This window comes from Escherichia sp. R1 (genome assembly GCF_003000935.1).
Classification (GTDB): Bacteria; Pseudomonadota; Gammaproteobacteria; order Enterobacterales; family Enterobacteriaceae; genus Escherichia; species Escherichia coli.
Genome location: NZ_PSRU01000001.1, coordinates 229,058 through 244,786, shown reverse-complemented (window position 1 = coordinate 244,786; position 15,729 = coordinate 229,058). Strand labels below are relative to the sequence as shown.

At 51.9% G+C, this 15,729-nt stretch carries 13 protein-coding genes and 1 tRNA gene; 6 read left to right on the top strand and 8 right to left on the bottom strand.

Annotated elements, in window-relative coordinates:
- Nucleotides 1-71: 71 nt before the first annotated feature.
- Nucleotides 72-1,730, top strand: a complete 1,659-nt coding sequence (locus tag C4F37_RS01215; RefSeq protein WP_000599809.1) for an ATP-dependent endonuclease — start codon at nt 72-74, stop codon at nt 1,728-1,730.
- On the opposite strand, the gene C4F37_RS01210 is transcribed toward C4F37_RS01215, so the two are convergent.
- Nucleotides 1,727-2,683 (bottom strand): VirK/YbjX family protein, encoded by a 957-nt coding sequence (locus C4F37_RS01210; protein WP_001351020.1) that lies wholly within the window; start codon nt 2,681-2,683, stop codon nt 1,727-1,729. The two genes, C4F37_RS01215 and C4F37_RS01210, sit on opposite strands and share 4 nt — an antisense overlap.
- 150 nt (nt 2,684-2,833) lie before the next feature.
- Here C4F37_RS01210 and macA point away from each other — a divergent pair, with 150 nt between their 5' ends.
- Together macA and macB are read left to right on the top strand one after the other, a co-directional pair.
- Nucleotides 2,834-3,949 (top strand): macrolide transporter subunit MacA, encoded by a 1,116-nt coding sequence (gene macA, locus C4F37_RS01205; RefSeq protein ID WP_000746478.1) that lies wholly within the window; start codon nt 2,834-2,836, stop codon nt 3,947-3,949.
- A complete protein-coding gene (macB, locus tag C4F37_RS01200) occupies nt 3,946-5,892 on the top strand; it encodes a macrolide ABC transporter ATP-binding protein/permease MacB (RefSeq protein ID WP_001538507.1) in 1,947 nt (648 codons plus the stop codon). Before macA ends, macB begins: the two co-directional genes overlap by 4 nt.
- A gap of 72 nt (nt 5,893-5,964) precedes the next feature.
- Here the strand turns inward: macB and cspD are convergent, their stop codons facing one another.
- Nucleotides 5,965-6,189, bottom strand: coding sequence for a cold shock-like protein CspD (gene cspD / locus C4F37_RS01195; protein ID WP_000410785.1), 225 nt, complete (start codon nt 6,187-6,189; stop codon nt 5,965-5,967).
- 149 nt (nt 6,190-6,338) lie between these two features.
- Here cspD and yljB point away from each other — a divergent pair, with 149 nt between their 5' ends.
- The 3 genes from yljB to clpA all read left to right on the top strand — a co-directional run bounded on the left by yljB (nt 6,339) and on the right by clpA (nt 9,139).
- Nucleotides 6,339-6,413, top strand: a complete 75-nt coding sequence (yljB, locus tag C4F37_RS27685) for a protein YljB (RefSeq protein ID WP_001406719.1) — start codon at nt 6,339-6,341, stop codon at nt 6,411-6,413.
- Between the two features lie 98 nt (nt 6,414-6,511).
- Complete coding sequence (clpS, locus tag C4F37_RS01190; protein WP_001538508.1) at nt 6,512-6,832, top strand: ATP-dependent Clp protease adapter ClpS; 321 nt, start codon at nt 6,512-6,514, stop codon at nt 6,830-6,832.
- Nucleotides 6,833-6,862: 30 nt separating this feature from the next.
- Nucleotides 6,863-9,139: an ATP-dependent Clp protease ATP-binding subunit ClpA gene (gene clpA / locus C4F37_RS01185; protein WP_001538509.1), complete on the top strand. Its 2,277-nt coding sequence runs from the start codon at nt 6,863-6,865 to the stop codon at nt 9,137-9,139.
- Between the two features lie 402 nt (nt 9,140-9,541).
- Here the strand turns inward: clpA and C4F37_RS01180 are convergent.
- The 6 genes from C4F37_RS01180 to trxB all read right to left on the bottom strand — a co-directional run bounded on the left by C4F37_RS01180 (nt 9,542) and on the right by trxB (nt 15,708).
- Nucleotides 9,542-9,629 (bottom strand) — tRNA-Ser (locus C4F37_RS01180).
- 253 nt (nt 9,630-9,882) lie between these two features.
- Nucleotides 9,883-10,101, bottom strand: a complete 219-nt coding sequence (gene infA / locus C4F37_RS01175; protein ID WP_001040187.1) for a translation initiation factor IF-1 — start codon at nt 10,099-10,101, stop codon at nt 9,883-9,885.
- A gap of 284 nt (nt 10,102-10,385) precedes the next feature.
- Complete coding sequence (gene aat / locus C4F37_RS01170) at nt 10,386-11,090, bottom strand: leucyl/phenylalanyl-tRNA--protein transferase (protein ID WP_001241673.1); 705 nt, start codon at nt 11,088-11,090, stop codon at nt 10,386-10,388.
- A 41-nt stretch (nt 11,091-11,131) separates the two neighbouring features.
- Complete coding sequence (gene cydC / locus C4F37_RS01165; RefSeq protein ID WP_001202199.1) at nt 11,132-12,853, bottom strand: heme ABC transporter ATP-binding protein/permease CydC; 1,722 nt, start codon at nt 12,851-12,853, stop codon at nt 11,132-11,134.
- Nucleotides 12,854-14,620, bottom strand: coding sequence for a heme ABC transporter permease/ATP-binding protein CydD (cydD, locus tag C4F37_RS01160; protein ID WP_001043558.1), 1,767 nt, complete (start codon nt 14,618-14,620; stop codon nt 12,854-12,856).
- A gap of 122 nt (nt 14,621-14,742) precedes the next feature.
- The gene (gene trxB, locus C4F37_RS01155) at nt 14,743-15,708 is read right to left on the bottom strand and encodes a thioredoxin-disulfide reductase (RefSeq protein ID WP_000537432.1); all 966 of its coding nucleotides are present in this window, start codon (nt 15,706-15,708) and stop codon (nt 14,743-14,745) included.
- Nucleotides 15,709-15,729 lie beyond the last annotated feature (21 nt).

Sequence of the window (15,729 nt, the reverse complement as noted above, 5' to 3'; positions counted from 1 at the left end):
TCACGTATTAGCATGGCCTTTCCCGTTATACTGCCAGCGTAAAGGATAAGTCACATATTTCTGGAGGGGATATGATTCTTGAGCGCGTTGAAATTGTGGGTTTTCGCGGTATCAACCGTTTGTCGTTGATGCTGGAACAAAACAACGTCCTGATTGGGGAGAACGCGTGGGGTAAATCCAGCTTGCTGGACGCCTTAACCCTGCTGCTATCGCCAGAATCAGATCTCTACCATTTTGAGCGCGACGATTTCTGGTTCCCGCCGGGAGATATCAACGGGCGAGAACATCATCTGCATATTATTTTGACCTTCCGCGAATCGCTGCCAGGCCGACATCGGGTTCGCCGCTATCGGCCGCTGGAAGCGTGCTGGACGCCATGCACCGATGGTTATCACCGTATTTTTTATCGTCTGGAAGGGGAGAGTGCGGAAGACGGCAGCGTGATGACACTCCGCAGTTTTCTCGATAAAGACGGACATCCGATTGATGTTGAGGATATTAACGATCAGGCTCGTCATCTGGTGCGTTTAATGCCGGTGCTGCGCTTGCGTGATGCCCGTTTTATGCGCCGTATTCGTAACGGCACGGTGCCAAATGTCCCCAATGTGGAAGTCACCGCGCGCCAGCTCGATTTCCTCGCCCGTGAATTATCCTCACATCCGCAAAATCTCTCTGATGGGCAGATTCGTCAGGGACTTTCCGCAATGGTACAGCTGCTTGAGCATTATTTCTCTGAGCAGGGGGCCGGACAGGCGCGATATCGTTTAATGCGGCGGCGAGCCAGCAATGAGCAACGAAGCTGGCGCTATCTGGATATCATCAACCGGATGATTGACCGACCTGGAGGGCGCTCGTATCGGGTTATTTTGCTCGGCCTGTTTGCTACTTTGTTGCAGGCAAAAGGCACATTGCGACTGGATAAAGACGCCCGTCCATTGTTGCTGATCGAAGATCCAGAAACCCGTTTACACCCCATTATGCTTTCAGTTGCCTGGCATCTGTTGAATCTTCTGCCATTGCAGCGCATTGCCACCACCAACTCTGGCGAGCTGCTTTCGTTAACGCCGGTAGAGCATGTTTGCCGACTGGTACGTGAGTCCTCGCGCGTTGCCGCCTGGCGTCTGGGGCCGAGTGGTTTGAGTACCGAAGATAGCCGACGCATCTCTTTTCACATTCGTTTTAATCGTCCGTCATCGCTGTTTGCTCGCTGCTGGCTGTTGGTGGAAGGGGAAACAGAAACCTGGGTTATCAATGAACTGGCGCGTCAGTGCGGACATCATTTTGATGCCGAAGGGATCAAGGTCATTGAGTTTGCCCAGTCCGGGCTAAAGCCACTGGTTAAATTTGCCCGGCGAATGGGGATTGAATGGCATGTACTGGTCGATGGCGATGAAGCAGGGAAGAAATATGCCGCTACGGTACGCAGCCTGTTGAATAACGATCGGGAAGCCGAACGAGAACATTTAACGGCGTTACCGGCGCTGGATATGGAACATTTTATGTATCGCCAGGGATTTTCCGATGTGTTCCACCGCGTGGCGCAAATCCCGGAAAATGTACCGATGAATCTGCGCAAAGTTATCTCGAAAGCGATCCATCGCTCTTCCAAACCCGATCTTGCCATTGAAGTGGCAATGGAGGCCGGACGTCGTGGTGTGGACTCCGTACCGACGCTGCTGAAAAAAATGTTCTCACGCGTGCTGTGGCTGGCGCGCGGTCGGGCCGACTAACTACAAAACATCGTGGCCATTTGTGGCTGAATAGCGTCGAGCATCTCATAGCGCCGACGGTATTCAGCCCGTTTTTTACTGGCGATTTCGGCAATCTCTTTTCGTGCTATCTGTGCTGGAAGGCGGTAATGGCGTTCAGCATCACATACGCCGCCAACCGACTCCCAGAACGCGTTGTAATCGGCATGGATCTTGCCCTCTTTATCGCGATAACGCAGGCTGCGGTAAATATGCGTTTCATTGCTGACGGCAATAATCTGCTCTACCTGCAAACGTTGGGCAAACAGACAGGCCGCTTCCATCACGAGGCGTTTGGGAAATAGCCCGTGGCAGGCTTTCGTCGCATTCTGGATTTCCTGGTGTGGAATTTCCCATTTTGCGCCTTGCAGTCCGCCAATAAACATCGTCCTTTTCCCCTGATATTCACACAGGGTAAAAGTGAGCTCTGCCAGAGGAATACCTTCGCTGTTGCGGAACAGGATGGTGCTGTCACCTTCTTTATCCATTGAGATCATCATGGTCAGCTCAAGCGTGAACTGCTCGCCGTTTTTGCCTTCCAGCTTCGCCAGTTGCAGCCCGGGGGTATTCAAATATAAGCTGAATTCTTCCGCCGACATACACCCGCGGAGTAACGCATAATGGTAACGTAACGCCTCCAGCAATTGCTTACGGCTAAGATTCGCCGCAAGGTAAGGGCGATGTAGACGTACAGGCAGTCGCGGCTGGCGCGTTAACAACACATTGAGATTAGGCCAGTGGGAAAGTTCGTTCATCCACTCAACGCTTAAACGCGGCATAATCAACGAGCGCAGCAAAAATTTCTGGCGAAAACTACGGCGATGCCAGAATTTACCCGGCCGACACTGTCCTCGTGCCAGACTAAGAAAAAGTGACAGGCTGCTGAGAGATTCAGATGGCGTAAAGGTCCGTTCAGTTAGCTGCGACATATTCATGAAATCAATGGTTATACATGACGTCGATTTAACCATTGCGTATCTTAACCAAACATCAATAGTGTGATTATTAACGTAAATTTTAGTGTTTTGTTGATATTTCGTTGAAGTTAATGACCCGGATTGGCATATGGAGTATTCAGAATATTTATGAAAAAGCGGAAAACCGTGAAGAAGCGTTACGTTATTGCGATGGTGATAGTCATCGCCGGGTTGATTACGTTATGGAGAATTCTTAACGCACCCGTGCCGACTTATCAGACGCTGATTGTGCGCCCCGGTGATTTACAGCAAAGCGTGCTGGCGACCGGAAAGCTGGACGCGCTGCGTAAGGTTGACGTGGGCGCGCAGGTCAGCGGTCAGTTGAAAACGCTGTCGGTGGCGATTGGCGATAAAGTAAAAAAAGACCAGCTTTTAGGGGTTATTGATCCTGAACAGGCTGAAAACCAGATCAAGGAGGTGGAAGCAACGCTGATGGAGCTACGCGCGCAGCGGCAGCAGGCGGAAGCGGAGCTGAAACTGGCGCGGGTGACGTATTCCCGTCAGCAACGTCTTGCACAAACGCAAGCGGTTTCACAGCAGGATCTCGATAACGCCGCGACGGAGATGGCTGTGAAACAGGCGCAAATTGGCACCATTGACGCGCAAATCAAGCGCAATCAGGCCTCTCTCGATACGGCTAAAACCAATCTCGATTACACCCGCATCGTTGCCCCGATGGCCGGGGAAGTCACGCAAATCACCACTCTGCAAGGCCAGACGGTGATTGCCGCACAACAAGCACCGAACATTCTGACGCTGGCAGATATGAGCACCATGCTGGTAAAAGCGCAGGTTTCTGAAGCGGATGTAATCCACCTGAAGCCGGGGCAAAAAGCCTGGTTTACGGTGCTTGGCGATCCACTGACGCGCTACGAGGGGCAAATCAAGGATGTGCTACCGACGCCGGAAAAGATTAACGACGCTATTTTCTATTACGCCCGTTTTGAAGTACCCAACCCCAATGGTTTACTGCGGCTGGATATGACCGCGCAAGTGCATATTCAGCTCACCGATGTGAAAAATGTGCTGACGATCCCTCTGTCGGCGTTAGGCGATCCGGTTGGCGATAATCGTTATAAAGTCAAATTGTTGCGTAATGGTGAAACACGCGAGCGTGAAGTGACGATTGGCGCACGTAACGATACCGATGTTGAGATTGTCAAAGGGCTGGAAGCGGGCGATGAAGTGGTGATTGGTGAGGCCAAACCAGGAGCTGCGCAATGACGCCCTTGCTCGAATTAAAGGATATTCGTCGCAGCTATCCTGCCGGTGATGAGCAGGTTGAGGTGCTGAAGGGCATCAGCCTCGATATTTATGCCGGTGAGATGGTAGCGATTGTCGGCGCTTCGGGTTCCGGTAAATCGACCCTGATGAATATTCTCGGCTGCCTGGATAAGGCCACCAGCGGCACCTATCGCGTCGCCGGTCAGGATGTTGCCACGCTGGACGCCGATGCGCTGGCGCAACTGCGCCGCGAGCATTTCGGCTTTATTTTCCAGCGTTACCATTTGCTTTCGCATTTAACCGCCGAGCAGAACGTTGAAGTACCCGCCGTCTATGCCGGTCTTGAGCGGAAACAGCGGCTGCTTCGCGCCCAGGAGTTACTGCAACGACTGGGGCTGGAAGACCGTACAGAGTATTACCCGGCACAGCTTTCGGGTGGCCAGCAACAGCGCGTCAGTATCGCGCGGGCATTGATGAACGGCGGTCAGGTAATTCTTGCCGATGAACCGACCGGCGCACTGGACAGCCATTCTGGCGAAGAGGTGATGGCGATCCTGCATCAGCTGCGCGATCGCGGGCATACGGTGATTATCGTCACCCACGATCCGCAGGTTGCTGCTCAGGCCGAGCGGGTGATCGAAATTCGCGACGGCGAAATTGTGCGCAATCCTCCCGCCGTTGAAAAAGTGAATGCTACTGGCGGAACGGAACCTGTTGTCAACACGGCGTCTGGCTGGCGGCAGTTTGTCAGCGGTTTTAACGAGGCGCTGACGATGGCATGGCGGGCGCTGGCAGCGAATAAAATGCGTACTTTACTGACCATGCTGGGGATTATTATCGGTATTGCGTCGGTGGTTTCCATTGTCGTGGTGGGCGACGCCGCCAAACAAATGGTGCTGGCGGATATTCGTTCTATTGGTACGAATATTATTGATGTCTATCCCGGGAAAGATTTTGGCGATGACGATCCGCAATATCAGCAGGCGCTGAAGTACGACGACTTAATCGCCATCCAAAAACAACCGTGGGTTGCCTCTGCCACGCCCGCCGTCTCGCAAAACCTGCGCCTGCGTTATAACAATGTTGATGTGGCTGCCAGTGCCAATGGTGTGAGCGGCGATTATTTTAATGTCTATGGCATGACCTTCAGTGAAGGGAACACCTTTAATCAGGAGCAGCTGAACGGTCGTGCGCAGGTCGTGGTTCTCGACAGTAATACTCGCCGCCAGCTTTTCCCCCATAAAGCAGATGTGGTTGGCGAGGTGATTCTGGTCGGCAATATGCCCGCCAGAGTCATTGGTGTGGCGGAAGAAAAACAGTCGATGTTTGGTAGCAGTAAAGTGCTGCGTGTCTGGCTACCTTACAGCACGATGTCCGGGCGAGTTATGGGCCAGTCGTGGCTGAACTCCATTACTGTCAGGGTGAAAGAAGGATTTGACAGCGCTGAGGCGGAACAGCAACTCACGCGTTTACTTTCACTGCGCCACGGTAAGAAGGATTTCTTTACCTGGAACATGGATGGCGTCTTGAAAACCGTTGAAAAGACCACACGTACTTTACAACTGTTTCTGACGCTGGTTGCGGTGATTTCGCTGGTGGTGGGCGGTATTGGTGTAATGAATATTATGCTGGTGTCAGTGACCGAGCGGACGCGGGAAATTGGCATTCGCATGGCTGTAGGTGCGCGAGCAAGCGATGTTTTGCAACAGTTTTTGATCGAAGCCGTACTGGTTTGCCTGGTTGGTGGCGCGTTGGGAATAACACTGTCACTGTTAATTGCTTTCACCTTGCAGCTTTTCTTACCCGGCTGGGAGATTGGTTTTTCACCGTTGGCACTGCTGCTGGCGTTTCTCTGCTCGACGGTCACCGGGATTTTATTTGGCTGGTTACCCGCACGAAATGCGGCACGACTGGATCCAGTAGATGCTCTGGCACGAGAGTAATTTTTGAGATAAAAATGCCAGCCGATCGGGCTGGCATTTTGCCTTTAGGATGTACACAATGAGACAGAAGAGCTACGCGACTGCCGCTTCTACTTCGACGGGCACAATAACACTGGCGTGATTGCCTTTTGGCCCCTGGTGGACATCAAACTGAACGGATTGTCCAGCTTTTAGCGTTCTGTAACCATCCATCTGAATGGTGGAATAATGAGCGAAAATATCTTCGCCGCCGCCTTCAGGGCAGATGAAACCAAACCCTTTGGCATTGTTGAACCACTTGACAGTACCCTTTTCCATGCTTCGACATCCTTCGCAAATCTTATACAAGTAAGATGGAATAAACCGGGGTCAGAGAGGGGGCTGTTCAAAACCTCGCCAACTCTAGAAATACAATTTAGAGAATTAGGGCGAGCCGTCAAGCATTTGACAGGGGCCAGGGGGCAGGTATGAATCAAAAATTTGAAGCAGTTAACGCTATTGACAGGAATGTGACAGATGTCGCTGATGCCAACGATAGATGATAGTTATCTATCATGTGGAGTAGATTGGTCAGGCAAATAAGCTCTTGTCAGCGGCAGGGCGTTCTGCCGATAACCGTAACCGAAGATGATAACTGACAATGGGTAAAACGAACGACTGGCTGGACTTTGATCAACTGGCGGAAGAAAAAGTTCGCGACGCGCTAAAACCGCCATCTATTTATAAAGTGATATTAGTCAATGATGATTATACTCCGATGGAGTTTGTTATTGACGTGTTACAAAAATTCTTTTCTTATGATGTAGAACGTGCAACGCAATTGATGCTCGCTGTTCACTACCAGGGGAAGGCCATTTGCGGAGTCTTTACCGCTGAGGTTGCAGAAACCAAAGTGGCGATGGTGAACAAGTACGCGAGGGAGAATGAGCATCCATTGCTGTGTACGCTAGAAAAAGCCTGAATGCAGGCATAAAAATTGGGGGAGGTGCCTATGCTCAATCAAGAACTGGAACTCAGTTTAAATATGGCTTTCGCCAGAGCGCGCGAGCACCGTCATGAGTTTATGACCGTCGAGCACTTGTTACTGGCGCTGCTCAGTAACCCATCTGCCCGGGAGGCGCTGGAAGCGTGTTCTGTGGATTTGGTTGCGCTCCGTCAGGAACTGGAAGCCTTTATTGAACAAACCACACCCGTTCTGCCTGCCAGTGAAGAGGAGCGCGACACACAACCGACGCTGAGTTTTCAGCGTGTACTGCAACGTGCGGTCTTCCATGTCCAGTCCTCCGGTCGCAATGAGGTTACCGGTGCAAACGTTCTGGTCGCTATCTTTAGCGAACAGGAGTCGCAGGCGGCATATCTGTTGCGCAAACATGAAGTCAGCCGTCTCGATGTGGTGAACTTTATCTCTCATGGCACGCGTAAAGACGAGCCGACACAGTCTTCTGATCCTGGCAGCCAGCCAAACAGCGAAGAACAAGCTGGTGGGGAGGAACGTATGGAGAATTTCACGACGAACCTGAATCAGCTTGCGCGAGTGGGCGGAATCGACCCACTGATTGGTCGTGAGAAGGAGCTGGAGCGTGCTATTCAGGTTCTCTGCCGTCGCCGTAAAAACAACCCGCTGCTGGTGGGGGAGTCTGGTGTCGGTAAAACCGCGATTGCGGAGGGGCTTGCATGGCGAATTGTTCAGGGCGATGTGCCGGAAGTGATGGCTGACTGTACGCTTTACTCTCTCGATATCGGTTCCCTGTTAGCGGGCACAAAATATCGCGGCGACTTTGAAAAACGTTTTAAAGCGTTGCTCAAGCAGCTGGAGCAGGACACTAACAGCATCCTGTTTATTGATGAGATCCACACCATTATCGGTGCGGGTGCAGCGTCTGGTGGCCAGGTCGATGCGGCTAACCTGATTAAACCGTTGCTCTCCAGCGGTAAAATCCGCGTAATTGGTTCGACAACCTATCAGGAGTTCAGCAACATTTTTGAGAAAGACCGTGCTCTGGCGCGTCGCTTCCAGAAAATTGATATTACTGAACCGTCAATCGAAGAAACTGTTCAAATCATCAATGGCCTGAAACCGAAGTATGAAGCGCACCACGACGTGCGTTATACCGCAAAAGCGGTGCGTGCGGCGGTAGAGCTGGCGGTGAAATACATTAACGATCGTCATCTGCCGGATAAAGCGATTGATGTTATCGACGAAGCGGGCGCTCGCGCACGTCTGATGCCGGTAAGCAAACGCAAGAAAACCGTTAATGTGGCGGATATTGAATCCGTGGTGGCCCGTATTGCACGCATTCCAGAGAAGAGTGTTTCTCAGAGTGACCGCGATACCCTGAAAAACCTCGGCGATCGCCTGAAAATGCTGGTCTTCGGTCAGGATAAAGCCATTGAGGCGCTGACTGAAGCCATTAAGATGGCGCGTGCAGGTTTAGGTCACGAACATAAACCGGTCGGTTCGTTCCTGTTTGCCGGCCCTACTGGGGTCGGGAAAACAGAGGTGACGGTACAGCTTTCGAAAGCGTTGGGCATTGAGCTTCTGCGCTTTGATATGTCCGAGTATATGGAACGCCATACCGTCAGCCGTCTGATTGGTGCGCCTCCGGGATACGTTGGTTTTGATCAGGGCGGTTTGCTGACTGATGCGGTCATCAAGCATCCACATGCGGTGCTGCTGCTGGACGAAATCGAGAAAGCGCACCCGGACGTGTTCAACATCCTCTTGCAGGTGATGGACAACGGTACACTGACCGATAACAACGGACGCAAAGCGGACTTCCGTAACGTGGTGCTGGTGATGACCACTAACGCGGGGGTACGTGAAACCGAGCGCAAATCCATTGGTCTTATCCACCAGGATAACAGCACCGATGCGATGGAAGAGATCAAGAAGATCTTTACACCGGAATTCCGTAACCGTCTCGACAACATTATCTGGTTCGATCATCTGTCAACCGACGTGATCCATCAGGTGGTGGATAAATTCATCGTCGAGTTGCAGGTTCAGTTGGATCAGAAAGGTGTTTCTCTGGAAGTGAGCCAGGAAGCGCGTAACTGGCTGGCCGAGAAAGGTTACGACCGGGCAATGGGCGCACGTCCGATGGCGCGTGTCATCCAGGACAACCTGAAAAAACCGCTCGCCAACGAACTGCTGTTTGGTTCGCTGGTGGACGGCGGTCAGGTCACCGTCGCGCTGGATAAAGAGAAAAATGAGCTGACTTACGGATTCCAGAGTGCACAAAAGCACAAGGCGGAAGCAGCGCATTAATCTGATTGTCTGGTAGGTTGGTGAAGTCCGTAATCTCGTCAGGGGTTACGGACTTTTTATTTATGGGGGGAGGAGGTTCAGACCCTTTTTTTAATGATGATGCTAAGTTATTGATAATTAGTGCTGCGGGTAGGTAAGGATAAAAAAGGGTGGCAGCAGGAGATTGAGATGGTTTTGCTTTATTAACAACGGGCTAAACGTGTAGTATTTGAGTTCACTGCCGTACAGGCAGCTTAGAAAGCACACGTCGAGCTGGTGGGGATTAATGCTGGGTTCACTGCCGTACAGGCAGCTTAGAAATTGCCGCGGATCCTGTCTGCCAATAATGACAAGTTCACTGCCGTACAGGCAGATAAAATGCGAAAAAAAACCCGTACTTTCGTACGAGCTCTTCTTTAAATATGGCGGTGAGGGGGGGATTCGAACCCCCGATACGTTGCCGTATACACACTTTCCAGGCGTGCTCCTTCAGCCACTCGGACACCTCACCAAATTGTTTTGTTGCCTGACCTCATGGGGGGCAACGGGGCGCTACTATAGGGAGTTGGAATAAAACGGTCAAGAAGAATTTTAATGATAATTATTGTTTGCTCATACTGTAAACAAGTTGTGCAGTATATCTACATCGAGACAAGTTACGGACTTATACTTCTAAAGTACTCCATACATATCACAAAATAAAAAGGCCGGCTAAACCGACCTTTTACTCATTCTTTCTCTTCGCCCATCAGGCGGTAAAACAATCAGCGACTACGGAAGACAATGCGGCCTTTGCTCAGGTCGTACGGGGTCAGTTCAACAGTCACTTTGTCGCCCGTCAGGATGCGGATGTAGTTTTTGCGCATTTTACCGGAGATGTGTGCAGTAACCACGTGACCGTTTTCTAACTCTACGCGGAACATGGTATTAGGCAACGTTTCAAGAACGGTACCTTGCATTTCAATATTGTCTTCTTTGGCCATCTAATCCTCTGGGGTATCACTACCGTAATTTGAACCGGCAAGATAATGCCGAAGTTCTGTAAATAAGTAAAGATTTGCGCGCTAAATCGCAACAAACAGGTTCGGCACATTACTCCGAAAACACACGGCTAAGCCGCACCAAAAGCGCAACGTATAAGGGAGCGGTGAGATAAACGATGGGCGTTACCTGACGCGAAAAATTCCTTATCGGCAGCGGGGTAATGAGCGTAACCAACTCTGCGACCGCAATTATAACACTCTGGGGAGAAATGTGCCGAAAACATTCATTCTTGTGGTGAAAACAAGCATCGAGGTACCCAGAAATTATTCGGCAATCGTCCGAGGCGCATTTGATTGAGATAATTAAGGTAATCCCGGCGGGGAATTTCGCAGGCACCAAGCGATGCTGTGTGATCGTTAAGGACCTGGCAGTCGATAAGTTTACCGCCATGACGGATAAATTCATCACAGAAGACCAGAAGCGCCGTTTTGGACGCATTTTCCATCCGGCTGAACATGGACTCGCCACAAAATAGTGTTCCCTGGGCCACGCCGTACATACCGCCGACAAGCTCATCTTCACGCCAGACTTCAATGGAGTGGGCATGACCGAGTTCGTGAAGGCGATGGTAGGCTTCGACCACGCCACGCGTGATCCAGGTTCCTTCTTCGCGATCGCTGGCACAGCCTTCGATGACCTGACCAAAAGCGTAATTCATCGTGACACGATAGGGTGAGCGTTTATGAAATCGCTTCATACTACGGCTGATATGCAGTGATTCTGGCCATAACACCGCGCGGGGATCGGGCGACCACCAGAGGATGGGGTCGCCAGGAGAAAACCACGGGAAAATACCACGCTGATAAGCCATTAACAGGCGCGCAGGGCTAAGATCGCCCCCCAGTGCCAGCAGGCCGTTAGGCTCACGTAATGCGCCTTCCGGGGAAGGGAAGGCTATTGAATGGCGAGAAAGCTGAACCAGGCGCATGACCGCAAAACTCCACGCAAGTCGGATCGTTCAATAATAGCTTACAAACCCTGCTTAAACTGGTAATAACGCCCCTGTCTGGTAAGCAGTTCTGCGTGAGTACCTTGCTCAATAATTTGCCCGTTGTCCATCACTATTATTTGTTGGAAACGAGAGAGTCCGCGAAGTCGATGGGTGACCATTAACACCGTTTTCTCGCACATCATTTCTGCAAGCAATTCAAGGATCTGACTTTCGGTTGTGGCATCTAAGCCTTCTGTAGGTTCATCCAGCAATACCAGCGGCGCATCATGTAACAGCGCACGGGCGATAGCCAGACGGCGCAGTTCACCACCGGAGAGCTGGCGTCCGCCTTCACCTAACCAACTGTTGAGACCTGCATCCTCGAGCAGCTTCTCCAGACCAACGCGACGCAAGATCTCCGCCAGAGCCTCATCACTACTACCAGGCGAGGCGAGTAACAGATTATCACGCAGCGTGGCGCTAAACAGATGCACTCGCTGGGGAACAACGCTAATGGTCTGTCGTAGAGCCGCTTCATTCAGGCTGGCTATGGGACTATCGTTAAGCAAAATCTCGCCCTGTTGCGGGTCCCATGCGCGGGTCAGCAGTTGTAACAGTGTTGATTTGCCGCATCCGGTTCGCCCGAGAATCGCAATATGTTCCCCGGCGTTTACCTGAAGATAAATCCCTTTAAGTGCCTGTTGGGATTGCTCCGGATAAGTGAACTGAACATCCCGTAATGTCAGCGAAACGCGATCGGCAACACGAGTTTGGGTATCAGGGAAGGTGACTTCCGGTTTTTGATCCGTTAAATCAGTGATCCGTACGGCAGAGGCAATGACTTGCCCCAGATGCTGAAATGCACCCGTTACTGGTGCCAGCGCTTCAAACGCGGCTAACGCGCAGAAGACAAACAGGGCAATTAACGCGCCGGGTTGAGCATTGCCGCCAACGCCGCCGGACGCCATCCACAGCATCAGGATCACCGCTAACGCGCCAATGAGCAGCATTATCGCTTGCGACAATGCGGTGAGTTCAGATTGACGGCGTTGCGCTTCCAGCCACTGAATTTCTGTATTCTCTAATTGCGTGCGATAACGATCGCTGGCACCAAAAATGGTCAGCTCAGCTTGCCCTTGCAGCCAGGCCGTCAGTTGTTGGCGATACTGCCCGCGAAGATGAGTCAGATTTTGCCCGGTGCTTTTTCCCGCACGATAAAACAGTGGTGGCATCAGGAAAAGCGTCAGTAACATAATGCCGCCCAGCGTAAAGGCGAGGGTGAAATCAAGGAAACTTAACCCGATTGTCACCACCATAATCACCACAAAAGCACCTACCAGCGGCGAGATAACGCGCAGGTAAAGATGATCGAGCGTATCAACATCCGCCACCACGCGGTTGAGTAATTCGCCCTGACGATAGCGCGCCAGTCCGGCAGGGGAGAGGGGCAGCAATTTGCTGAAGGTGTATATGCGCAGATGCTGCAACACGCGGAAAGTCGCGTCGTGACTTACCAGACGTTCAAAATAACGCCCGGCAGTACGGGTGATTGCTGCGCCACGCACGCCCGCAGCGGGTAGCATATAGTTGAAGCTGTACAGTCCGGCAACCCCCGCTACCGCTGAGGCGGAGAGGAACCAGCCGGAAAGGGTCAACAGACCGATACTGGCGAGCAGCGTGACAATTGCCAGCACGATACCAAGACTTAACATCCATTTATGACGTTTATACAGTGCCAGATAGGGTAGCAAAGCGCGCATTTAAATCTCCTCCTGACGATGGGCCAGTAATGTGGCGAATGGGCCGCCAGCCACACTTAATTCCGCGTAACGTCCTTGCTCAATAATCTGACCATCCTGCATTACCCAAATGACATCCCAGTCAGCAAGATCTTCTAACTGATGGGTGACCATTAACGTTGTCTGGCGCAGAGAGGCGGCATTCAGCGCCTCCATTACGCGCTGTTCACTGTGAGCATCAAGGCTGGCAGCGGGTTCATCCAACAGTAATAGCGAACAGGGATTTAGTAACGCACGGGCCACCGCCACGCGCTGCGCCTGCCCCACGGAAAGGCGGGCAGCCTGGTCACCAACAGGCGTATCAATGCCTTGCGGCAGGAGCGGTAGAAACTCACTGACCCAGGCGTTATCCAGCGCTGTTTGTAACTCTTGTTCGCTGGCATCAGGTCGCGCCAGTAGTACGTTATCCCGTAATGTTGCTGCCGGTAATTGTGGGTTTTGCCCAACCCAGGAGAGATGTTTACGCCATGATTCCGGTGATAAATCGCGTAATTCTATCCCGTTGATTCGTAGCGATCCCTGATATGAGAGAAAACCAGAAAGCGCGTTCAACAGTGAACTTTTACCTGAACCGCTGCGACCAACCAACACTGCTCGTTGGCCTGCTGGCAAAGTAAAATTCAGCGGTCCGGCCAGCGTTTTACCTTCCGGCGACGTGATAAACAGATCCTCGGCTTCAATGGTCACCGGATCGGTCGATGCTAATTCCGCCTCACCGCGCTGCGGATGGGCGAGCGGGGTTTCCATAAACGTTTTCAAACTGTCAGCTGCACCAACAGCCTGGGCTTTAGCATGATAAAACGTACCGAGATCGCGTAATGGCTGGAAAAACTCTGGCGCAAGGATCAGGGCTAGAAAACCCGCAGCCAGCGTCACACCAGTATCGTAGTGACCAAAATCCAGCTCGCCGAGGTAGGAAAAACCAAAGTAGATCGCCACCAGAGCAATCGACAGCGAGGTAAAAAATTCGAGAATGCCGGAGGATAAAAACGCCAGCCGTAGCACTTCCATTGTCCGTTGGCGGAAATCTTCCGAAGCAGAACGAATACTTTCAATTTCAGCTTCACCACGACCAAAAATACGCAATGTTTCCATGCCGCGCAGGCGATCGAGGAAATGCCCACTTAAGCGAGCAAGAGCGAGAAAGTTACGTCGGTTAGCATCGGCAGCCCCCATTCCAACCAGCGCCATAAATAACGGAATTAGCGGTGCAGTGCCCAGCAGAATGAGCGCCGCAGCCCAGTTAGAGGGGAAGATAGCCACCACAATCAGCAGCGGCACCGACACTGCCAGCGCCATTTGCGGCAGGTAGCGTGCATAGTAATCATGCATATCGTCAATTTGCTCGAGCACCAGCGTCGCCCAGCTCCCCGCAGGTTTACCCTGAATCCACGCTGGCCCTGCTTGTTGCAGACGGTCGAGAACCTGACGGCGGATGGCAAAGCGGATATGCTGCCCGGCGTGATAACCCACCCGTTCGCGTAACCAGACCACCCATGCGCGCAGTACAAAGGTCAGAAACAGTAACGTAAAGGGAAGCAGCAGGGCTTCACGGGGAATATTCTCCATAATCATATGTTGCAGAATTCGCGCCATGAACCAGGCCTGGGCAATGATCAATATGCCGCTCACAAAGCCCAGCAGACGAGAAATATTCAGCCAACGTTGGGAGATGACGCTTTGCTGTTTTAACCAGCGGGTTAATTCTTTTTGACGGGATTTATTCATTGCACGCTTAGCAGGTGAGTTATCAGAATTATTTGCAGAGCAATGTTACAACGGGGAAAAAATAAAGGCGACCCATAGTCGCATGGTGTCGCCTTCTTTACTTTTGTTACTGACTTGTAAAATTATTTTGCGTCAGCTAAACCGTCGAGGTAGCGTTCCGCATCAAGAGCTGCCATGCAGCCTGTACCAGCAGATGTAATGGCCTGGCGATAAATGTGATCCATCACGTCGCCTGCGGCAAAGACGCCAGGGATGCTGGTCTGGGTGGCATTACCATGAATACCCGACTGTACTTTGATGTAGCCGTTTTCCAGTTCCAGCTGCCCTTCGAAAATGGCAGTATTCGGGCTGTGACCGATAGCAACAAACAGACCGGCAACGTCGAGTGACTCGATGTTATCGCTGTTTTGCGTATCGCGCAGACGAACGCCAGTGACACCCATCTGATCGCCGGTCACTTCTTCCAGCGTACGGTTGGTGTGCAGAATAATGTTGCCGTTCTCCACTTTATCCATCAGACGCTTAATGAGGATTTTTTCCGCACGGAAACCATCACGGCGGTGAATCAGATGAACTTCCGAAGCGATGTTAGACAGATACAGCGCCTCTTCAACCGCGGTATTGCCGCCGCCGATGACCGCAACTTTCTGGTTGCGATAGAAGAAACCGTCGCAGGTTGCACAAGCAGAAACTCCACGGCCTTTAAAGGCTTCTTCAGAGGGCAGGCCGAGATAGCGTGCAGAAGCTCCGGTGGCAATAATCAGCGCGTCGCAAGTGTATTCGCCGCTATCGCCAGTCAGACGGAACGGACGATTCTGCAAATCAACTTTGTTGATGTGATCAAAGATGATTTCAGTTTCAAATTTGGTGGCATGTTCGTGCATGCGCTCCATTAATAACGGACCGGTCAGATCGTTTGGATCGCCAGGCCAGTTTTCCACTTCCGTGGTGGTGGTCAGTTGGCCGCCTTTTTCCATGCCGGTAATCAGCACAGGTTGCAGGTTGGCGCGCGCCGCGTAGACAGCAGCGGTGTATCCCGCCGGGCCTGAACCCAGGATAAGCAGTTTACTGTGTTTGGTCGTGCCCATGAGATCCCCATAGTTGTTGGC